Genomic DNA, 21,758 nt, shown 5'->3' on the forward strand with positions numbered 1-21,758 from the left:
ATTCTTTTCACAATGTGTGTTCTTTGCGCCTTTTTGCGGCCATTAATCTTCTCCTGTCTTCAACTTTCCAACGCCGCCAGATCGCGCGCGTAGTTCGCGTACGAATCCTTCAGCGAAGCTGAATTCAGCAGCATCGTGGCGATGACTTCGTCGCTGCCCGGCTTCATTACGCGCGTGCGGATCCACATGCTTTCGGTGCGGCGGCTGCCGCTCAGCGCCACCACTTCGCGTTCGATCTCGTAGTCCTCGCCGACGAACAGCGGGCCGCCGATGAGGCGGATTTCCTGATCGGCGAACAGGCCGACGACCGGACCGCGGACGGGAAATTCATTCGCGTCGCGGCTGTGGTTCAACAGCACGCTGATCATCTCGACGGGAATGATCGCGCGACCCCAGGGCGAGCTGCCGGCGCCGGCGGCCGAATACCAGGGCGAATTCTCCGTGATCACCTTGAGCTTGTCGGCCAGCGAGAAGGGATAGAGGTGGCCCATGTGCTGGTTGGCGTCCATGCGGATGCGCATCCGTTGGCCGCGCATGCCGACGCTCACGTCGTGCAGGATGACGAGCCTGTCGGGTGGCGCCAGATCCTTGATGCGCTGTTCGAGTGCCGAGGGCGGGTTGTCGCTGCCCACGGCGGCGGTGCCGCGCAGGATCTCCACGCCATCTTCGCGCTGCATCCAGATCGTCGTCTGGGTTTCGCCGTTCTTCGGCCTCGCGACGAAAGCGCGCACGCGTTCGCCCTCGAAGCAGGGATTGCGGTAGTGGGCGGAGAGACAGCCGCTTTCGAGCCAGCGCGTTCCCCACAGCGCGACACACAGCGGTACGAACTGGCTGAAATGCGTCGGACCTTCGATCGTGCCGCCTTTGAAGCCGAGTTTCTGCGCGGTCGCGTCGTCGTGGATGGAGGTGTGATTGTCGTACTGCTGTGTCGCGAGCATCTGCCGCGGACCGCGCAGGGGGCCGACGAGCAGGTCGGCGGAATCGTCGATGGGTGTGTCGAACGGTGCTTGCATGGCGGTCATCCGGAGATCTTCGTGAAGTCGGGTGGACGCCGTTCGGCAAAGGCCCGGAAGGCTTCGGCGGCTTCGGCTGTTTTCAATCGCTGACCGAAGATCTCGCCCTCGCGCTGCATGACGGCGGAAATCGCCGCTGCGTCACGCATCAGTTTCTTGGTGGCTTGCAACGCGCCGAGCGGTCGCGTCGCAAGCGCCTTGGCGGCTTCGAGCGCTTTCGCACGAACCTGATCCGCCGGCACGGCCGCATTGACCAGTCCGATGGCGGCTACCGTCCTGCCGTCGACGGGTTCGCCGAGTGCGAACATCTGGAAGGCACGCGCGTGTCCGATACGGGCGGGAATCAGCCAGCTCGATGCCGCTTCGGGCACGAGCGCGAGATTCACGAACGGCGTGGAGAGCTTGGCGTTCTCGGCAACGTAAACGAGATCGCAGTGCATGAGCATCGTGACGCCAATGCCCACGGCGAAGCCCTGCACAGCGGCGACGTAGGGCTTTTCCGCCCGAGCCAGCGCATCGAGGAACATGTGCGACTTCATTTCGCTGCGTGCCAGCTGGCCCGAGGCGACTGCGGCGAAGTCGCCGAGATCGTTGCCGGCGGTGAAGGCATCGCCCTCGGCTTCCAGCAGCACGGCGCGTACCTGCGGATCTTTCTCGGCGCTGTCGAGCGCGTTGCCGAGGGCCGCGTACATGGCATTGGTGATCGCGTTCTTCTTGTCCGGCCGGTTGAGCGCGATGCGCATGACGCGGTCTTCGACGCCGATGCGGATGTGGTCTGTCATGGCGGGCTCCAGATGAGAGGCGGCGCCGATTATCGGTGTGCGGCCGTTGCGAATTCAATCGATGCTGAAAGTGACGGAAGTGACGCGGGTGACGAAAGTTACGTGGGTCCGAAATGCAGAAGGGGGAGCTCTCGCTCCCCCTTCTTCGTCACCTTCGTGACCCTCGTGACCTATGTCACTCGTTCCATCATGCAGCCTTGCTGCCGCTCGCCAGCTGACGCAGCACGTAGTGCAGGATGCCCCCGTGCTGGAAGTACTCGCGCTCCTTCGGGGTATCGATGCGCACACGCACTTCGAACTTGATCGGCGCGCCGCTATCCGGCGTAGCGACCACGGTGACGACCTTCGCCGCGCCGCCGTTGAGCCCGATGATCTCGAAGCTTTCCTTGCCGGTGAGACCGAGCGACTGCGCGTTCTGGCCTTCCTTGTACTGCAGCGGCAGCACGCCCATGCCGATCAGGTTCGAGCGGTGGATGCGCTCGAAGCTTTCGGTGATGACGGCTTTCACGCCCAGCAGCATCGTGCCCTTGGCGGCCCAGTCGCGCGAGGAGCCCGTGCCGTATTCCTTGCCGGCCAGAACCACGAGCGGCGTGCCTTCCTGCTTGTAGCGCATGGCGGCGTCGTAAATGCTCATCTGTTCGCCGCTCGGGACGTGGACGGTCACGCCGCCTTCGGTGCCCGGAGCCAGCAGGTTGCGCAGGCGGATGTTGGCGAACGTGCCGCGCATCATGATCTCGTGGTTGCCGCGGCGTGCGCCGTAGGAGTTGAAGTCCACCGGCTGTACGCCCAGCGATACGAGGTATTTCGCGGCCGGGCTCGTCCTGGAAATGTCGCCCGCCGGGGAGATGTGGTCCGTCGTGACCGAATCGCCCAGCAACGCCAGCGCGCGGGCATTGCGGATGTCGGCGACCGGGTTCGGCTTCATCGTCATGCCGACGAAGTACGGCGGATTCTTCACGTAGGTCGACTTGTCGTCCCACTGATAGATCTTGCCGGCGCCGAGGCTGATCGCATTCCAGTTTTCATCGCCGGCGAACACGCTCGCGTAGCCCTTGCGGAACATGGCGGAGTCGACCGACTTGTTGATGAACTCCTGAACCTCGGCAGGCGAGGGCCAGATGTCCTTGAGATAGACCGGCTTGCCGTCGGCGCTCGTGCCGAGCGGTTCGGTCGTGAGATCGAGGTTCAACGTGCCGGCGAGGGCGTAGGCGACGACGAGCGGCGGCGAGGCGAGGAAGTTCATCTTCACTTCCGGATGCACGCGGCCTTCGAAGTTGCGGTTGCCCGAGAGCACCGATGTCGCGATCACGTCGCCTGCTTTCACGGCTTCAGAGATCTGCGGCAGCAGCGGACCGGAGTTGCCGATGCAGGTCGTGCAGCCGTAGCCGACCGTGTAGAAGCCGACGGCTTCCAGATCCGGCGTGAGGCCGGCCTTCGTCAGATAGTCGGTCACGACGCGCGAGCCGGGTGCCAGGCTCGTCTTCACCCACGGCTTAGAGGTCAGGCCGAGCTTGCGGGCATTGCGGGCGACGAGGCCGGCAGCAATCAGCACGGCGGGGTTCGACGTGTTGGTACAGCTCGTGATGGCGGCGATCAGCACGTCGCCGTCCTTGACGTCGAACGACTTGCCGTTGACCGTCGCCTTGCCGACGCCGGTGGCCGACGGATTCTTCTTCGAGCGTTCTTCCGCCATCGTGGCATGCGTCCTGGCGTAGGTCTGCTTCGCCGTGCGCAGCGGCACGCGATCCTGCGGACGCTTCGGGCCGGCGAGCGAGGGTTCGACGGTACCGAGATCGAGTTCGAGCACGTCGGTGTAATCGGCCTGTGCGTCGCCGTTGTTGCGCCACATGCCCTGGTGCTGTGCGTAGGCCTTGACCAGCGCGATCTGCTCGGCGCTGCGGCCCGTCAGGTCGAGATACTTCAGGGTTTCTTCGTCGATCGGGAAGATGCCGCAGGTGCTGCCGAATTCCGGCGCCATGTTCGCGATCGTCGAGCGATCGGCGAGCGGCAGGTTCGCCAGGCCATCGCCGAAGAACTCGACGAACTTGTCGACCACGCCTTTCTTGCGCAGCATTTCGGTGATCGTGAGCACGAGGTCGGTCGCGGTCGTGCCGGGCTTGAGCGTGCCCGTCAGCTTGAAGCCGATGACGTGCGGGATGAGCATCGTGACCGGCTGGCCGAGCATGGCCGCTTCGGCCTCGATGCCGCCGACGCCCCAGCCGAGCACGCCGAGGCCGTTGACCATCGTCGTGTGCGAGTCGGTGCCGACCAGCGTGTCCGGGTAGGCCCAGTTCACGCCGTCCCTCTGCGCATCGAACACGACGCGCGCGAGATGCTCGACGTTGACCTGGTGAACGATGCCGGTGTTCGGCGGCACCACCTTGAAGTTCTGGAACGCGGTCTGGCCCCAGCGCAGGAACGCATAGCGCTCGGTGTTGCGGCTGAAGTCGATGCGGTTGTTTTCGACGATGGCCTGCGGCGAGCCGTAGGCATCGACCTGTACCGAGTGGTCGATGACCAGTTCGGCCGGCGACAGCGGATTGATTTCATCGGCATTGCCGCCGAGCTTGATCATGGCTTCGCGCATCGCGGCGAGGTCGACGATCGCGGGCACGCCGGTGAAGTCCTGCATGATCACGCGGCTTGGCGTGAAGGAGATTTCGTAGGAAGGCGCGGCCTTCGGATCCCAGTTGAGCAGCGCATCGATGTCGGCGCGCGTGACATTCACGCCGTCTTCGAAGCGCAGCAGGTTTTCGAGCAGGATCTTCAGGGAAAAGGGCAGGCGTGCGACGTTGCGGTCCTTCAGCGCGGCGAGGCTGAAGATTTCATAGTTGCGGCTACCGCAAGCGAGCGTGGTGCGCGCCTTGAACGAGTCTTTCATGCGTCCTCCGGGAAAAATGGACCGGGCAGTCGATCGCGAATGGACGGACCCCGGTTTTCAGCGCGCGGAATTATAGCCGCTCCGCGAGTCGAAGTAGACCTGAAAACTGAGTCAGTGGGGTCGGTCGATATATGAAACGTCTGGCAGCCAGAGGCCCGCGATCTAATGAGAACCAGTCTCAGCCACGGGCGACGATAGGTCGCGCGTATGGGGACGGGTGGATTCGATGACTCCGCCGCCCAGGCACTCCTCGCCGAGATAGAGCACGGCGTACTGCCCCGGTGTCACGGCGCGCTGCGGCTGGACGAACCGGATATCGACGGTGCCGCGGTCGATCACCGTCACGCGGCAGACCTGGTCGGCCTGGCGATAGCGAACCTTCGCGGTGCACTCGAATCGGGGCGCGGGTGCAGCGCCCGCGACCCACTGCATCTGCGCGGCCGTCAGGCTGTCGCTCAGCAGTGCCGGATGATCGTGCCCCTGGACCGCGAGCAGCACGTTGCGCTGCAGATCCTTGCCGGCCACATACCAGGGCGCTTCCGATGCATCGGCCTGGCCGCCGATGCGCAGGCCCTGGCGCTGGCCGAGCGTGTAGTACATGAGTCCCTGATGCCGGCCGAGCCGGCGGCCGTCGAGCGATTCGATGTCGCCGGGCTGCGCGGGCAGGTACTTCGACAGGAACTCCGCGAACGGACGTTCGCCGATGAAACAGATGCCGGTGCTGTCCTTCTTGTCGAACACGGGCAGCGTCAGGTCGCGCGCGATGGCACGGATCTCGTCCTTGTGCTTGTCGCCGATGGGAAAGAGCGTGCGGGCGAGCGAGGCGGCGGGCATCGCGTGCAGGAAGTAGCTCTGGTCTTTCCCGGGATCGAGGCCCTTGAGCAAGCGCGGCCGCGGTTCATGCACCACGCGCGCGTAGTGGCCGGTCGCCACCCATTCCGCACCGAGCCGGCGTGCGTAGTCGAAGCACACGCCGAACTTGATCTCGCGATTGCACAGCACGTCCGGATTGGGCGTACGTCCGGCGCGATATTCCTCCAGGAAGTACGCGAACACGCGCTCGCGATATTCACCGGCGAAACTGACCTTGTGCAGCGGAATGCCGAGCTGTTCGCATACCTTCCGCGCATCCTGAAAATCCGCGGCGGCCGTGCAGTAGCCGTCTTCGTCCTCGTCCCAGTTGCTCATGAACAGCCCCTGGACTTCGTAGCCCTGCTGCAGCAGCAGCCACGCGGCGACGGACGAATCCACGCCGCCGGACATGCCGACGATGACGAGAGGTGAGGCCATGAACGGGGAGATTAACCGTCTGCAACGACCACAGGATCTGCTGTGGGGCCGGCTTTAGCCGGCCTGAGCAGTGTCAGGCTAAAGCCTGACCTACAGGAAGAAGCAGATGCCGTGGGGATACTCAAAGGCGACTGAAGGTCGGCAGATCGTCGATGATGTCGCGCGGCTGCGAGCGGCGTTCGGGACCGACGTAGGCAATGCCGGACAGCAGATGCTGCACGACATCCAGCGGATAGCGACGGCCCTGCAGATAGTCATCGATGCAACGCGTGACCATCGGACTGCGCAGGCGCGCGGCGCGCAGGTCGATCTGCCTGCGGTTCATCCACAGCGCACGTTCGATGCCGCGATCCAGGCGACGTGCGGGATCGTGCGCAGTGACCTGGCCGCAGAAGGCGAAGCGCAGGAAGGTGCGCTGCTTCTCGGGCTGATCCCACAGGTATATGCCGGTCAGCGCCTCGGGCTGGAAGGTCCAGGCCGTTTCTTCGAGCGTCTCGCGGATGACGGCGGCGATCAGTTCCTCGCCGCGTTCGACGTGCCCGGCAGGCTGGTTGAAGACCATGGCATTGCCCACGCGCTCTTCGACGAGCAGGAACTCGCCGTTGCGTTCGACGATGGCAGCTACGGTCAGGTCGGGCCTTAGCGACATTTTGTCAGTATATCCGTGACCTTACGTCGGAATTGTGAAGTATCCCAAATATAGGGCACAAACCGGGCGCATGAGCAGCAGGCAATCGCCGTCGGGACGTCAGACGTCGCGCGCAAGCCGGTTGGCGATGCCCGTGTAGGTCGCCGGCGAGAGCGCCAGCAACCCCTTCCTGGCTTCTTCCGGAATGGCCAGTCCGCCGATGAATTCGCGCAGGCTGGCGGCATCGATGCGCTGGCCGCGCGTCAATGACTTGAGCTGTTCATAGGCGTTCTCCACGCCGAACCGCCGCATGACTGTCTGGATGGGTTCCGCCAGCAGTTCCCAGTTCGCATCCAGGTCCGCAGCCAGCTGCTTGCGATCCACGTCGACACGCTCCAGACCGCGCTCGATAGATCGCCACGCAATCAATGAATGGCTGACCGCGACGCCAACGTTGCGCAGCACGGTCGAATCCGTGAGATCGCGCTGCCAGCGCGACACCGGCAGCTTGTCCGCGAGGAAGCGCAGCATCGCGTTGGCGAGTCCCAGGTTGCCTTCGCCATTCTCGAAGTCGATGGGATTGACCTTGTGCGGCATGGTCGACGAGCCGACTTCGCCGGCCACGACGCGCTGCCGGAAATAGCCGATCGAGATGTATCCCCAGAAGTCCCGGCACAAATCCACCAGGATCGTGTTGATGCGTGCGAGTGCGTCGAAGTACTCCGCGTTCCAGTCGTGCGGCTCGATCTGGGTGGTGTACGGATTCCAGACGAGGCCGAGCGATTCGACGAAGCGCGAGCCGAGCGCCGGCCAGTCGACCTGCGGATACGCCACGACGTGGGCATTGAAGTTGCCGACGGCGCCATTGATCTTGCCTTCGATCGACACGGCCGAGAATCGCAGGCGCTGGCGCTGCAGGCGATACACGAAGTTGGCGATTTCCTTGCCGAGCGTCGTCGGCGTCGCCGGCTGGCCGTGCGTGCGCGACATCATCGGCGCGTCGGCATTGGCGTGGGCCAGCGTCTTCAGGCGCGCGATCAACGCATCCAGCCGCGGCAGCAGCACCTGGTCGCGCGCTTCCTTGAGCATCAGCGCATAGCTGAGATTGTTGATGTCCTCGGACGTGCAGGCGAAATGCACGAATTCGCGCCGTGAACGCCAGGCCGGCACGGCATCGAGCCGGCTCTTCACGAAGTATTCGACGGCCTTCACGTCGTGATTGGTTTCGCGCTCGATGCGCTTCACTTCGACGGCATCGGCATCGGTCAGCTCGGCAGCCAGCGCATCGAGCACGGTCAATGCTTCCGTGGGCAGTCCGCGCAGTTCTTCGATGCGCGGCTCGGCGGCGAGGGCCTTGAGCCACAACGCCTCGACGCGCACGCGCTGGCGGATGAGGCCGCGCTCGCTGAAGAGCGGACGCAGTTCGGCACACTTGTCGGCGTAACGGCCGTCGATGGGAGAGATGGCGTTCAGGAGATGAATGTTCATATGTAGAATCATACCGCACGCTGTCGTTTCCGGTCCGGACGAAACCGGATCGGGATTTCCCTTCCGGCAGCTTTATCGACGGAGCCCAATGTGACGAAGAGCGGATTTCGCATCGAGCGCGACAGTCTCGGCGAACTCAAGGTTTCCGCCGATGCGCTGTGGGGGCCGCAGACCCAGCGCGCGGTCGAGAACTTTCCGATCAGCGGACTGCGCATGCCGCGCGATTTCATCCGCGCGCTCGGCCTGATCAAGTGGGCGGCGGCCACCGCCAATCTCGAACTCGACGGCCTCGATCCGAAACGCGCCGGCGCGATCCAGAAAGCCGCTCTCGAAGTGATCGATGGCAAGCACGACGCGCAGTTCCCGGTCGATGTGTTCCAGACCGGTTCCGGCACCAGCAGCAACATGAATGCCAACGAGGTGATCGCGCACCTGGCGAGCACGGCCAAGGTGCCGGTGCATCCGAACGACCACGTCAACATGGGCCAGAGTTCGAACGACGTGATCCCCACGGCGATCCACCTGAGCGCCTTGCTGGGCATCGAGCAGCATCTGCTGCCGGCGCTCGCCTATCTGAACGCGGTGATCACGCGCCGCATCGGTGAGATCGGCGACATCGTCAAGACGGGTCGCACGCATCTGATGGACGCGATGCCCGTGACGTTCGGCCAGGAGCTGAGCGGCTGGCACGCGCAGATCGAACTGGGTACGACGCGCATCATGGAATGCCGGCCGCGGCTGCAGGCGATTGCGCTCGGCGGCACGGCCGTCGGCACCGGCATCAATGCCGATCCGAAATTCGCGGTACTGGCGGCGCGCTATCTGTCGCTGAAGAGCGGGCTCGAACTGCGGCCCAGTCCGAACTACTTCGAATCATTGTCGTCGCAGGACGCCGCCGTCGAACTCTCCGGCCAGCTCAAGACGCTGGCCGTATCACTGACCAAGATCGCCAACGATCTGCGCTGGATGAACAGCGGTCCGCTCGCCGGCATCGGCGAGATTTCGCTGCCGGTGCTGCAGCCGGGCAGCAGCATCATGCCGGGCAAGGTCAATCCCGTGATTCCGGAAGCCGTGACGATGGTGGCGGCGCAGGTCATCGGCAACGACGCGACGATCACGGTTGCGGGACAGTCCGGAAACTTCCAGCTCAACGTCATGCTGCCCGTCATCGCCTACAACCTGCTGCAGAGCATCGACCTGCTGTCGAATGCGGCGCGCGTGCTGGCGGATGCGGCAATCGCCGGCTTCAAGGTGAACGAGTCCGCCGTCACCGCGGCGCTGGAACGCAATCCGATCCTGATCACCGCGCTCAATCCGGTCATCGGTTACGAACTGGGCGCGAAGATCGCCAAGCAGGCTTACGCCGAGCGCCGCCCGGTGCGCGAAGTCGCCGCCGAGCAGACGAAGCTGCCGCCCGAGGAACTCGCCCGCCTGCTCGATCCGCGCGAATTGACCAAGGGTGGCGTCAAAGCGGAAGGCGGCGGCTGACGTGTCGGGGCTTTCCGATCGACTGGAACTGCGCCGGCGGATCGAGGCGAGGCTGCACGGTTCGCAGCCTGCGACGGATCTGACGACGGCGCATGCCGGCGGCATCGCGCCCGAGTTCAGCGACCGCTTCCGGCGCTTCTATCCGGCATCGCTCGCGCCCGCCGCCGTGCTGGTGCCGATCGTGGATCGTGACGAAGGCCCGACGATCCTGCTGACGCAGCGCTCGGCGCAGCTCAAGAACCACGCGGGACAGATCAGCTTTCCCGGCGGACGCATCGAATCCTCCGACGCCGGTCCGCTGGATGCGGCGTTGCGCGAAACGGAGGAGGAGGTCGGCCTCATGCGCGACTACATCCAGGTCGCCGGCTATCTCGATCCGCTGGTCGTGCTCACCGGTTTCTGCATCACCCCCGTGGTGGGCTTCGTCAACCCGGGCTTTACGCTGAAGCTGAACAGCCGCGAAGTCGAGACGACGTTCGAGCTGCCGCTCGCGCATCTGCTGGACGAAGCGAATCACCTTTCGCGCGAGCGCGTCATCGGCGATGTGCCGGTGCAGGTCTATGACATTCCTTTCGGCGCGTACCAGATCTGGGGCGCCACGGCCGGGATATTGATGAACCTGTATCGATTGCTTGCCGCTCCGCCCGTCAACCGCTAGCGAGTTGCCATGTCATCGATTTCCCGCCTGCTCGCCCTCATGTCGCGCCTGCGCGATCCGCAACGCGGCTGTCCGTGGGATCTGCAGCAGAACTTCGACTCCATCGCTCCGTACACGATCGAAGAGGCTTACGAAGTCGCCGATGCCATCGAACGCAAGGATCTGGAGGCGCTGCGCGACGAACTCGGCGACCTGCTGTTCCAGGTCGTCTTTCATTCGCAGATGGCGAGCGAGCAGGGCACCTTCGCCTTCGACGACGTGGTCGATGCCATCTGCGACAAGATGGAACGGCGCCATCCGCACGTCTTCGGCGATGCGCGCATCGACGATGCGGAGCAGCAGACCCTCGCCTGGGAAGAACAGAAGCGGCGCGAGCGTGCAGCGACCCGCGACAGCGTGCTCGACGATGTCCCGCTCGCCCTGCCGGCGCTGACGCGCGCCAGCAAACTCGGCAAGCGGGCCGCACAAGTCGGATTCGAATGGGCGGACGTCGGCGGCGCCGTCGACAAGCTGCAGGAGGAACTCGGCGAGCTGCGCGAGGAAGTCGCGGCCGGCGCCGATCCGCAGCGCATGGAGCATGAGATTGGCGACGTGCTGTTCTGCGTCGTCAACGTCTGCCGTTATCTGAAGATCGATCCCGAGAAGGCGCTGCGCCTCACCAATGCGAAGTTCGAACGCCGCTTTCGTCATGTCGAGCGTGGTCTCAAGGCCGAGGGTCGCGCGCCGGAGCAGGCGACGCTGGAGGAAATGGACCGGTTGTGGGACGAGGCGAAGAAGGAGGAGTGACGGGAGTGACGAAAGTCACGGGGTCTTCTGGCCTTCGTCACTTTCGTGACTTTCCGTGACTCCGCCGCAGACCCAGCCGCGGCGAAGATTCAGCCTTCATTCAGAGCTTCGATCCTATCGTGCGTCCCATGCCCGGCTTCATCCCGCCGGGTGTGGAGAAGAACATGACGATTTCCGCTCGCGGTGCGAGTGTCCTGGCGGTTCTCACGGGTCTGTGTGTGACCTCGGTCACACTGGCAGCGCCTCCTTCCTGGTCCAACGCGCGGCACGAAGACTACGACTACGCTCCGGTCGTGCGCGCCGAACCGATCGTCAGGCAGGTCCGGGTGGAGACCCCGCGCCGCGAATGCTGGGACGATGCCCGCACCGTTGAATCGCGCCCGCACATTTCCGAGCCCGCCGTCGGCGGCCGTACGCTATTGGGCGGCATCATCGGCGGCGTGATCGGCCATCAATTCGGCAGTGGCAGCGGCCGTGACGCCGCGACGATTGCCGGCGCCGCGATTGGCGCGGGCGTCGGCTACGACAGCGCGCGCCGCGCCCATGGCACCTCGACCACGCAGGAAGTCGTGCAGCGCTGCGAAGTCCGTTACCAGGATCAGTACGAAGAGCGCATCGATGGCTATCGCGTCACGTACCGTTACAACGGACGCGAATACACCACCCGGATGCCGTACGACCCGGGTTCGAAGATCCGGGTCCGGGTGGCCGTCGCGCCGGCAGAGTGAAAATCCACGGGTCGATGGGGTGTGAATCGTCACCCCATCGACCGTAAACTACCGCTCCCATGCGATCCCGCCTTTCGCTGCTGGCAATGATTTCCGCCCTGGCCCTCGGCCTGGCGGTGCCGGTGGCGGGTGCCCAGAGCCTGATCGAAAAGCGCCCTCGCAGCGAACGTCAGACGGATCGCCCGCGCGTATCGCTCGATCAGGCCGTCAACATGGCCGAGAGCCGCTATCGCGCCAAGGCCGTGAAGGCGCAGCAATCCCTCAATGGCGATCGTGTGGTCTACAACATTCGTTTGCTGAGCGGCGACGGTCGGGTGTGGACCGTGCACGTCGATGCACAGACGGGGCAGATGTACTGATGCGCGTCCTGGTCGTCGAAGATGAAGCTGCGCTGCGTGAAACCCTCGCACAGCAGCTCAAGGATTCCGGCTTCACCGTCGATCTTGCGGCCGACGGCGAAGAGGGGCTGTACTGCGGGCGCGAATACGCCCTCGATCTCGCCATCATCGACCTCGGCCTGCCGAAGCTGCCCGGGCTCGAACTGATCCGCAAACTGCGCGCCGAATCCAAGACCTTCCCCATCCTCATTCTGACGGCGCGTGATCGCTGGCAGGACAAGGTCGAAGGTCTGCAGGCCGGCGCCGACGACTACGTCGCCAAGCCGTTTCACTTCGAGGAACTGCTGGCGCGTGCACAGGCGCTGCTGCGACGTTCGGGCGGCTGGGCTCAGCCTGTGCTGCGTTGTGGCCCCGTCGCGCTTGATCCGCGCACGCAGGACGTGACGGTGAACGACAAGCGCGTCGAGCTGACGAGCTTCGAATATCGCATCCTCGAATACCTCATCCATCGCGCCGGTGAGGTCATCTCCAAGGCCGAACTCACCGATCGTCTCTACGCGCAGGATTTCGATCGCGACAGCAACACCATCGAAGTCTTCATCGGCCGCCTGCGCCGCAAGCTCGATCCGGACGAAACCATCAAACCGATCGAAACACTGCGCGGCCGCGGCTACCGCTTCGCCCTGCAGCGCGAATAACGAGAAACAGAGGAGAAGAAATTTCCACGGGGAACACGGGGAACACGGGGGTTCGGAACCGAAGAAATCTCTTCTTATCCCTGTGCCCCCCGTGTCCCCCGTGGAAATTTCTTCTCCTTCTGACTCCGTGATCTCCGTGTGAACCTCTGATGCAGCCGCACTCGTTAAGCACCCGACTGCTGGCTTCCGTCAGCGTGCTGCTCGTGCTGTTCTTCGGCATCACGATCGTGGCGCTCGATCTCGTGTTCCGCGATCTCGCCGAGCGGTCGGTGCGCGACCGGCTGGAGGTTCAGGTGCTGGCGCTGATTTCCGCATCGGAAGAAGAGCCGAATGACGGACTGCAGCCGGCGGCGCAGCTCGCGGAAATGCGGTTCAACAATCCCGGTTCCGGTCTCTACGGCGAAATCGTGCGCAGCGACGGTTACGTGAGCTGGCGATCCGCATCGCTGGCAGGAACCGGACTGGAGTTCTCGCCCACGCTGCATCCGGGCGAACGACGCTTCGGCGAATTGCGCGGGGCGGACGGAACCGTGGTGCTCGCGCTCAGTCGCGCGATCGAATGGGAATTCAACAGGAAGAAAACACGCTCCTTCGTGTACAGCGTCGCCGAGAGCCGCGAACCGTACTACGCGCAATTGAACCGCTTCCGCGTACAGCTCTTCGGCTGGTTCAGCGTACTGATGCTGCTGCTGCTCGGTGCACTGGCCATTCTCCTGCGCCGCCTGCTGGCGCCGCTGCGACGTGCGGAGCGGGAGATCGAAGCGGTCGAGGTTGGCGAGATTACGGAACTCGGCGGCGGCTACCCGCGAGAGCTGCTGGGCATCACCACCAATCTCAACGCGCTGTTGCGCAGCGAGCGCGATCGCCTGCAGCGCTATCGCAATACGCTCGGCAATCTCGCGCACAGTTTCAAGACGCCGCTGGCGGTGATGCGCAACCTGCTGGACTCGCCTGCGGGCCAGGAACTCGCGGTGGCGAAGCTGCTCGACGAACAGGTCGGCCGCATGGATGACATCGTGAAGTATCAGCTCAAGCGCGCTGCGGCCTCGGGCGGCACGGGCCTGGGTACTGCGCCGGTCGACGTTCGCGACGCGCTCGAAGCGCTGCGCGGTGCGCTGCTGAAGGTGTATATGGATCGCGGCATCGCCTGCGACCTCAGCGTGGCCGAAGGCTGCGTCTACTTCGGCGACCGCGAAGACCTGACCGAGATGGCCGGTAACCTGGTGGACAACGCGTTCAAGTGGGCACGCAGCAAGGTCCGCGTGACGGCGAATCGGCTGTCGAGCCCGATCGCGCGTCGCGACGGCCTGCAGATCCTCGTCGAAGATGACGGCCCGGGCATTCCGCCGGCGGAACGCGCACGCGTGCTGGATCGCGGTGCACGACTGGACGAGCGCGTGAGCGGGCAGGGCATCGGACTCTCTGTCGTGCGCGAAGTGGCGAAGCTCAATGGCGGCACGATCAGCATCGGCGAGTCGGCGCTGGGCGGCGCGCTGATCGAGATTCGCTTGCCGCCGGCGTGAGAGGATTGGCCGCAAAAAGGCGCAAAAGAACGCAAGGTCCAGAATGGAAATCCGGATCTCTGCTTTTCCATTTTGAGTCCTTTGCGCTTTTTCGCGGCCAATCTCATTTCTGAACCATGACCACCGCGCAGAAATCCATCAACGACCGCCTGCTTGCGCTGCGGGAGCGATTGCCGCTGACGCGGCTGACGGACCGTGCGCGGCTGGCGCGGGAGATGGATCGGCTGTTTGCGCGCCGGGATCATGGCGCGGAGTTCGAGCGGGTCGCGGCGGCGCTCAGCGACTCGATCGATAAATCTGCGGGGCAGGTCGAGCGGCTGCGGCAGTTGCCGTTACGGCTGCAGTTCGATGCCGAGTTGCCCATCACTGCGCATCGCGAAGAAATCGCGACGGCATTGGCGAAGCATCAGGTGATCGTCGTGTGCGGCGCGACCGGGTCGGGAAAGACGACCCAGCTGCCGAAGATCTGTCTCGAAGCAGGGCGCGGTGCGTTCGGTCTGATCGGCCATACGCAGCCGCGGCGCATCGCGGCGCGCGCGATTGCCGACCGGCTTGCCGTCGAACTGGGCACGACGGTCGGCGGCGCGGTGGGTTATCAGGTGCGCTTCACCGATCGCGTCGGTCCGGATGGCCGGATCAAGCTCATGACCGACGGCATCCTGCTGCGCGAACTGGAAAACGACCGGCTGCTGCGACGCTACGACACGCTCATCATCGACGAGGCGCATGAGCGCAATCTCAATATCGATTTTCTGCTGGGCGTACTGAGACAGATCCTGCCGAAGCGGCCGGAACTGCGGATCGTCATCACGTCCGCCACCATCGATCCGCAACGCTTCGCGGACTTCTTCGGCGGTGCGCCCGTCATCGAAGTGTCGGGACGCAGCTATCCGGTGGAAGTGCGTTATCGGCCGCTGTTCGGCGATGACGAGGAAACCGAGCTGTCGCTGCCCGAGGGCATCGTGAGCGCGGTGCGCGAGCTGGATCGCGAGTCGCGCGGCGACGTGCTCGTGTTCCTGCCGGGCGAGAAGCAGATCCGCGATGCGGCCGATGAACTGGGCAAGGCGAAGCTGCATCACACTGAAATCCTGCCGCTGTATTCGCGGCTGTCGACGCGCGATCAGGAACGCATCTTCGAGGGCCACAGTGCGCGCCGTATCGTGCTGGCGACCAACGTCGCCGAGACGTCGCTGACGGTGCCGGGCATCAAGTACGTCGTGGATTCCGGACTCGCGCGCATCAGTCGCTACAGCGTGCGCGGCAAGGTGCAGCGACTGCCCATCGAACCGGTCTCACAGGCCAGCGCCGATCAGCGAAAGGGCCGCTGCGGCCGCGAAAGCGAAGGCATCTGCATCCGCCTGTTTGCCGAAGACGAATTCCTGCAGCGCCCCGAGTTCACGCCGCCGGAAATCCTGCGCACGAATCTCGCCAGCGTGATCCTGCAGATGTCGACCTTGGGCCTCGGCGAACCCGAGGACTTTCCGTTCGTCGATCCGCCGGATACGCGCCTGATCAACGATGGTTATCGGCTGCTGCAGGAACTGAAGGCGGTCGACGATTCGCGCCGCGTGACCAGTCTCGGCAAGCAGATCGCGACGCTGCCGGTCGACCCACGGCTGGCGCGCATGCTGGTCGCGGCCGGTCATCATCGCTGCGTCGCCGAGATGCTGATCCTGAGTGCGTTCCTGGCGAGCCAGGATCCGCGCGAGCGCCCATCCGATGCGCAGCAGCAGGCCGACCAGAAGCACGCCACCTATGCCGATCCGCGCTCGGATTTCGTCACGGTCCTGAATCTGTGGAAGCTGTTCCAGGAACAGAGCGCCGCGCTTTCCGGCAACCAGTTGCGCAAGTGGTGCCGGGAAAATTTCGTGTCGTTCCTGCGCATGCGCGAATGGCAGGAACTGCACCGGCAACTGGGCGAGGTCGTGGCCGATCTCAAGCTGCCGATGAATCAGGCGCCCGCCGAGTACGGCGATCTGCATCAGGCCATTCTCACGGGCTTCCTTGGCGGCATCGGCGTGCTGGATGAGAAGCGCGAATACGAGGGTGCACGCGGTACGCGCTTCGTGATCGCGCCGGGCACACCGCTCGCATCGAAGCCGCCGAAGTGGGTGGTCGCCGCCAGCCTGATGGAGACGACGCGTCTCTATGCGCGCATGGTCGCGGCGGTCGAACCGCAATGGATCGAAGCCGCCGGCGATCACCTGGTGAAGCGCAGCTACAGCGAGCCGCACTGGGTCGAGGAACGCGGCTTCGTCGCGGCATTCGAATCGACATCGCTGTACGGGCTCACGCTGTCGGCGCGGCGGCGGGTGAACTACGGCAATGTCGCGCCACGCGAAGCGCGCGAGATCTTCGTGCGCGAGGCGTTGATCGAGGGGCGTTCGAAACTGCGCGCCGGTTTCATCAAGGAGAATCGCGCGCTGCGCGAGCAGGTCGAGCGACTGGAAGCGAAGATCCGGCGCCGCGACATCCTGGTCGACGAACAGGCGATGGTCGAGTTCTACCTGTCGCACCTGCCGGAACACATCCATTCGACGGCGGCACTGGAACGCTGGCTCAAGGAGCCGGCCAACGTGGACGGCGCAGCCCTGAAGATGCAGCGCGCCGATCTGCTGCGACGCGCAGTCGATGACATCGACGAGAACAACTATCCGGAGCAACTGCGCATCGAGGGCAATGCGCTGCCGCTGGTCTATCGCTTCGAGCCGACCGCTGCCGACGACGGAATCACATTGACCGTGCCGGAGCCGCTGCTGCCGATGCTCGACGCCGGGCAGCTCGCCTGGCTGATTCCTGGCTGGCTGGAAGAGAAGGTCACCGCCGCGTTGCGCGCATTGCCCAAGTCCATCCGGAAATCGCTGGTCCCCGTGCCGGAGCATGCGGCACGTGCCGTCGCGGAAATCGACCGCAAGGGCGATTTCAACGCCGCGATGGCAGCGTGGATCACGCGCGCGACCGGCGAGCCGATCTCAGGTGAGGAAGTGTCCCGACTGCCGCTGCCCGATGCGCTGCGCATCAACATCCGCGTCGCCGATCTGCAGGGAAATCGCATCGCCGAAGGTCGCGATCTCGGCGAACTGCGGCGGACATTGCGTTCCCGCGGGACCGATCCGGTGTCGCAGGCGCGTCAGATGGCGGCAGCGACGAAGCATCGCACCTGGGATTTCGGTGCCTTGCCGCACGAGCAGTCGGTCGAGCGCAAAGGGTTGCGCTTTACGGTCTGTCCGACCTTGCACGACCGCGGCGACAGCGTCGACGTCGTCGAGAGCAGAAGTCCGCAGGAAGCCGCTGCGATGCTCAGGCAGGGCGTGTTGCGCCTCGCCGTACTGGCCTTGCCGGAGCAGTTCAAGTACGCGCGCAAGCGCTTTGCCGACCAGCGCGAACTGGTGCTGCTGGGGCAGGGGCTCAACCTGGGCCGCCCGCTCGCCGATGCACTGGCTGAGCGCGCTTTCATGGAATGCTTCCTGGCCGCGGAATCACCGCTGCCGCGATCGGCCGAAGCGTTCCAGGCATTGCTGGATCGGCATCGCGCGGACTTCGGCGCGCAGGTGGATCGCCTGGCGACGCAGATGATCGACACGCTCAGGGAGCTGCGCGGCGTCCGCGAGAAACTGCGTGGCCTGCAGAGCCCGGCATTCAAGTCGATCGTCGATGTCGCCACCGCGCAGCTCGCCGTGCTGGTGCCGTCCAGTTTCCCGCTCGACGTGCCGCCGCTGCTGTGGCCGCATCTGCCGCGCTATCTCAAGGCGCTCGTCCGCCGGCTCGACAAGATCGCAGGCAACGTGAAGCGCGATCTCGAACTCGCACAGCGTGTCGCGCCATTCCTCAAGGCCTTCAACGAACTCGACCGCGCGAGCAAAGGTCAGGCGATCCGCACCGAACTCGACAAACTGCAGTGGATGATCGAGGAATTCCGTGTGTCGCTGTTCGCCCAGGACCTGCGCGCGGTCATTCCTGTTTCGGAGAAGCGCCTCGCCGATCAGCTCGAACTGGCTCGCGCAGAAGCACGCCGGGTGTAAGCGAGTCTGATCCCCTCCTCCGCGTAGCGGGGGAGGGTTAGGGTGGGGGCAGCAACGCAAACTGCGCTGCCTGCTTGCAACGGCTGCCGCGCTCTTGCTGGCGACATCTGTCCTGGTCAGGCGTCCCGATTTCTAGGGCGGTCAGGGGGGAGGGGATGTGACACCGTATCTGTCATCCGAACTCCGGCCAAAGATGGACCACGCCCAAGTCTAAGCGATCCGGTTCATGCGAGTGACGAGGGCTCGGCCTTCGTCACTCGCACCGTCTGCGTCCCGGACAGATCCTTTCCCTTCAACCCGAAGATCACGCGCGTCGATGCAAACCGCCGCACAACCGCCTCGTACAGCCCGAAGCATCCGGCCATCGTCGTGATGAGCACAGTGGCGTACTTTCCCCACGGTCCCCACGACGCCTGGATCACGTAGTACCCGATCGCCACGATCAGCGTCTGGTGAAGGATATAGACGGGGTACGACGCATCGCGCGCCCAGCGCAGCAAGCCGTTGCTGAACGACAGGTGTTGCCGGCCATAGCCCAGGAACACCATCAGCCAGCACCAGGTGAAGACATTCGCGACGATCGCATCCGCGGGTGTGTCGCGCCGGATGACACCGAACTCGAACAGTGCCATAGCCAACGCGAAGATGCCCATGCCGATCGCGAACGAGCGGTGACGCCACTTGGCAAACCAATCCCAGACGCCAGGCATGGACGCGAGAGCAAACCCATACAAGGTCAGCAGAAGATAGTGATCGAAGATGTACCAGTCGCGCACAAGGTTGTGCGATTCGGGGAACAGCGGCTTGAGCAGCGCCTCGTTAATCGCCAGCGGCAGACCCAGCAGGTATAACCACGGACCTGGCTGCAACGTCCAGCAGCTGCGGCGCCACGTCGCGAGTAGTGGCAGCAAGAGCATCACGTAGACGTACAGATACGCGATGAACCAGAGGTGGTGCCAGCTGAAATCGCCTTGCGGATACAGATGGAATTGCAGCACTCGCTCGATGAAGAACGATGCGTAGTCGCCCTGCCACTCGCCGCGAAAGAGCCGCTCGAAATAGATCTGCGGCGGCACGATCAGGAACATGCCGAACAGCAGCGGCAGCAGCAATCGCCATGTCCGCTCGCGCAGTATCTGCATCGCTGTGCGACTTCCCAGCGCGAACCACATTCCCGCACCGGCGATGACGAACAGCAGCGGCATCCGCAATCGGTGCGCGATATCCATCGGCAGTCGCAGCGACTCGATGACCTGCGCGTTCTCGATGTGCCAGCCCCAGCCGACGAAGATCATGCCGGTGTGAAAGAACAGCAGCACGAAGATGGCCAGCACGCGCAGCCAGTCCAGGAAGTCGTAGCGGGTCGAAGATGTCGTCATGGCGGCGGCCTCCCTTGGACTCATGGAGACGATCCTGCGCGCTCGTGCATGGAGGTGCTGCGACCTCGGGGTCAGCGGGGTGGTGGCCGGGGCGAGCGGGACCTGAAGAGGTTTCGCTCTCTATGCTGGCTACGAGGCTACCGCCCCATCCGGGAGAACAGCTCGTCGCGATAGCGACGACTCAGCCGCAATGTATGTCCGTTCCGCAGATGAACTTCGTAGTCGCCTTTGAATAGCGGAGTGAGCGACTGGATCTCGCTCACGTTCACCGCGGTCGACTTGTGAATGCGGACGAATCGCTCTTCGCCGAGCTGGGTCAGCAGATCCTGCAGCGTGCGTCTGAGCATGTAGGAACGGGACGCCGCGTGGACATGCACATAGTTGTCGTCGGCTTCGAGCCAGTGGATCAAGCGGCTCTCGATGAGCTCCAGCCGCTCGCCCACCGGCACCAGCAATCGATCGCTCGACCCCGTCTGTCCGCGAGCAGTCCTGACAGACTGTGCGCGCGTGCCCGTATCGAGGCGCTCTCGCACACGCGCCACAGTACGCAGCAGGCGATCTTTGTCGTAGGGCTTGAGCAAGTAGTCGACGGCGTTCAGGTCGAATGCTTTCACGGCATGCTCGTCGTATGCGGTGACGAACACGATGAGCGGTGCGCGCTCCGGTTCCAGCTGAGCAGCAACTTCGAGGCCGTCCAGGCCTGGCATCTGGATATCCAGATACACGACGTCGGGCTTCAGACTATCGATCGCCTGTGTCGCCGCAAGACCGTCGCCTGCCTCGCCTACCAGTTCGAGACCTTCCTGTTCGCCGAGCCACTGCCGAAGTTTTTTCCGCGCTGGCGTCTCATCATCCACGATCAGGACGCGAATCACGCCTGATGCTCCCGCCACGGCAACCGGACTCGCGCGATCACATCGGCATCATTCTGTCGCAACTCGAGCGTCGCATCCGGTCCGTAGTCAACGTGCAACCGCTCACGACAGTTGCGCAATCCGATACCGCCTGTCGTGTTCGTGAAGTCGAGCGTTCCCGTATTGGCGATCGACATCAGCAGCCAATCGCCGTCGCGGCTCGCCGTGATTCGGACGACGACAGTCGACTGGCTGCGCTCAACGCCGTGCTTGAAGGCGTTCTCCAGCAACGGTTGCAACAGCAGCGAAGGCACGCTCGCGAAGAGCGTCTCTTCGGCGACGTTCCACCGAAGATCGACACGATCGTCGAAGCGTTCTCGCATGATGAGCGCATAGAGATCGAGCACCCGCAGCTCTTCCGCTAGCGAAGTCAGCTCCGATCGATGCATGCTCAGACTGATCCGCAGCAGATCGCTCAGACGCACCAGCAGACGATCCGCGCGCTCCGGATCCGAATGCATCAGCGACGATATCGTGTTGAGCGCGTTGAACAGGAAATGCGGCCGCAACTGGCTCTGCAACTGCTGTAGCTGCGATTCCGCGAGCGCCTTCTGCACCGATAGCAGCCGTTCGCGCTGCGTGCGCCATTGCGCGAACGAATCGAAGCCGAAAACGATGCCCAGCCACATTCCCGCAAATAGAACGAGCTTGGCGGTTTCATACGGCACCACGAAGAGCCAGGGCTCATGGTTGTAGGACCTGCCGACCAGCGTGTAGACGCCGTGACGAATCAGATAGATCGATGCGATGAACGTCGGCACGATGAGCGGCAGCCATTTCAGATGCTGGGCGAGCCACAGCCAGGGCCGGTCGAGATAGACCGCGTAGCGCTCGTCGACCCGACGCTGCGCGATGAGCCATACCGTGGCAATGAGCGCCGAGCTGCCCTCCCAGAGCAACGGCTCCCACCAGCGAATCGTGTGGCTGAGCGATGCATCCTGCAACGCCACGACGAGCATCGTCAGCCAGAACAGCCCCCAGAGACTGAAAAGGGCGGCATTGCCGGTGGCTTCGCGAACGGTCATGCGGGGTAGTTTAAGCAGACCAACGCGGCAAGACGCTGGGGATTGGGGTGAGCGGGACGATCTAGCGGGAAAGCTCCCACCCTACAAGAAAGACCGCTCAGGGCGCAGCCTTGAAGC

At 64.1% G+C, this 21,758-nt stretch carries 17 protein-coding genes; 8 read left to right on the forward strand and 9 right to left on the reverse strand.

The features are described 5' to 3' along the window. Positions 1-59: 59 nt before the first annotated feature. From V7D81_RS13705 to purB, 6 genes are all read right to left on the reverse strand, one after another. Positions 60-1,013 (reverse strand): hypothetical protein, encoded by a 954-nt coding sequence (locus V7D81_RS13705; RefSeq protein WP_324317166.1) that lies wholly within the window; start codon positions 1,011-1,013, stop codon positions 60-62. Positions 1,014-1,018: 5 nt separating this feature from the next. After that, positions 1,019-1,795: an enoyl-CoA hydratase-related protein gene (locus V7D81_RS13710; RefSeq protein WP_324317167.1), complete on the reverse strand. Its 777-nt coding sequence runs from the start codon at positions 1,793-1,795 to the stop codon at positions 1,019-1,021. Between the two features lie 187 nt (positions 1,796-1,982). Then, the gene (acnA, locus tag V7D81_RS13715; RefSeq protein ID WP_324317169.1) at positions 1,983-4,676 is read right to left on the reverse strand and encodes an aconitate hydratase AcnA; all 2,694 of its coding nucleotides are present in this window, start codon (positions 4,674-4,676) and stop codon (positions 1,983-1,985) included. 162 nt (positions 4,677-4,838) lie between these two features. After that, entirely contained in the window at positions 4,839-5,966 is a 1,128-nt protein-coding gene (gene mnmA / locus V7D81_RS13720) for a tRNA 2-thiouridine(34) synthase MnmA (protein ID WP_324317171.1), read from the reverse strand. Between the two features lie 121 nt (positions 5,967-6,087). Next, positions 6,088-6,615 carry an NUDIX hydrolase gene (locus V7D81_RS13725; RefSeq protein ID WP_324317173.1) on the reverse strand — a complete coding sequence of 176 codons (528 nt, stop codon included), beginning with the start codon at positions 6,613-6,615 and terminating at the stop codon, positions 6,088-6,090. Between the two features lie 99 nt (positions 6,616-6,714). Then, positions 6,715-8,082 carry an adenylosuccinate lyase gene (purB, locus tag V7D81_RS13730; RefSeq protein ID WP_324317175.1) on the reverse strand — a complete coding sequence of 456 codons (1,368 nt, stop codon included), beginning with the start codon at positions 8,080-8,082 and terminating at the stop codon, positions 6,715-6,717. Positions 8,083-8,172: 90 nt separating this feature from the next. On the opposite strand from purB, the gene V7D81_RS13735 reads away from it, so the two are divergent. From V7D81_RS13735 to hrpA, 8 genes are all read left to right on the forward strand, one after another. After that, a complete protein-coding gene (locus V7D81_RS13735) occupies positions 8,173-9,570 on the forward strand; it encodes a class II fumarate hydratase (RefSeq protein ID WP_324317177.1) in 1,398 nt (465 codons plus the stop codon). 1 nt (position 9,571) lies between these two features. Continuing rightward, complete coding sequence (locus tag V7D81_RS13740; protein WP_324317179.1) at positions 9,572-10,228, forward strand: CoA pyrophosphatase; 657 nt, start codon at positions 9,572-9,574, stop codon at positions 10,226-10,228. Positions 10,229-10,237: 9 nt separating this feature from the next. Further along, entirely contained in the window at positions 10,238-11,014 is a 777-nt protein-coding gene (gene mazG / locus V7D81_RS13745) for a nucleoside triphosphate pyrophosphohydrolase (RefSeq protein ID WP_324317181.1), read from the forward strand. Between the two features lie 164 nt (positions 11,015-11,178). Then, positions 11,179-11,742, forward strand: a complete 564-nt coding sequence (locus V7D81_RS13750; RefSeq protein ID WP_324317183.1) for a glycine zipper 2TM domain-containing protein — start codon at positions 11,179-11,181, stop codon at positions 11,740-11,742. A 59-nt stretch (positions 11,743-11,801) separates the two neighbouring features. Then, a complete protein-coding gene (locus V7D81_RS13755) occupies positions 11,802-12,101 on the forward strand; it encodes a PepSY domain-containing protein (protein ID WP_324317185.1) in 300 nt (99 codons plus the stop codon). Next, the gene (locus V7D81_RS13760) at positions 12,101-12,778 is read left to right on the forward strand and encodes a response regulator transcription factor (RefSeq protein ID WP_324317187.1); all 678 of its coding nucleotides are present in this window, start codon (positions 12,101-12,103) and stop codon (positions 12,776-12,778) included. The genes V7D81_RS13755 and V7D81_RS13760 overlap by 1 nt, the downstream gene beginning before the upstream one ends. Before the next feature lie 149 nt (positions 12,779-12,927). Then, positions 12,928-14,301 (forward strand): ATP-binding protein, encoded by a 1,374-nt coding sequence (locus V7D81_RS13765; protein WP_324317189.1) that lies wholly within the window; start codon positions 12,928-12,930, stop codon positions 14,299-14,301. A 116-nt stretch (positions 14,302-14,417) separates the two neighbouring features. Then, positions 14,418-18,323, forward strand: coding sequence for an ATP-dependent RNA helicase HrpA (gene hrpA / locus V7D81_RS13770; RefSeq protein ID WP_324317191.1), 3,906 nt, complete (start codon positions 14,418-14,420; stop codon positions 18,321-18,323). Between the two features lie 224 nt (positions 18,324-18,547). Here the strand turns inward: hrpA and V7D81_RS13775 are convergent, their stop codons facing one another. The 3 genes from V7D81_RS13775 to V7D81_RS13785 form a co-directional block, all read right to left on the reverse strand. Further along, the gene (locus V7D81_RS13775; RefSeq protein WP_324317193.1) at positions 18,548-19,702 is read right to left on the reverse strand and encodes an acyltransferase family protein; all 1,155 of its coding nucleotides are present in this window, start codon (positions 19,700-19,702) and stop codon (positions 18,548-18,550) included. Positions 19,703-19,839: 137 nt separating this feature from the next. Next, positions 19,840-20,577, reverse strand: a complete 738-nt coding sequence (locus V7D81_RS13780) for a LytR/AlgR family response regulator transcription factor (RefSeq protein ID WP_324317195.1) — start codon at positions 20,575-20,577, stop codon at positions 19,840-19,842. Beyond that, positions 20,574-21,641: a sensor histidine kinase gene (locus V7D81_RS13785; protein WP_324317196.1), complete on the reverse strand. Its 1,068-nt coding sequence runs from the start codon at positions 21,639-21,641 to the stop codon at positions 20,574-20,576. Before V7D81_RS13785 ends, V7D81_RS13780 begins: the two co-directional genes overlap by 4 nt. Positions 21,642-21,758: the final 117 nt, after the last annotated feature.

This window comes from Povalibacter sp. (assembly GCF_036735925.1).
Classification (GTDB): domain Bacteria; phylum Pseudomonadota; class Gammaproteobacteria; order Steroidobacterales; family Steroidobacteraceae; genus Steroidobacter.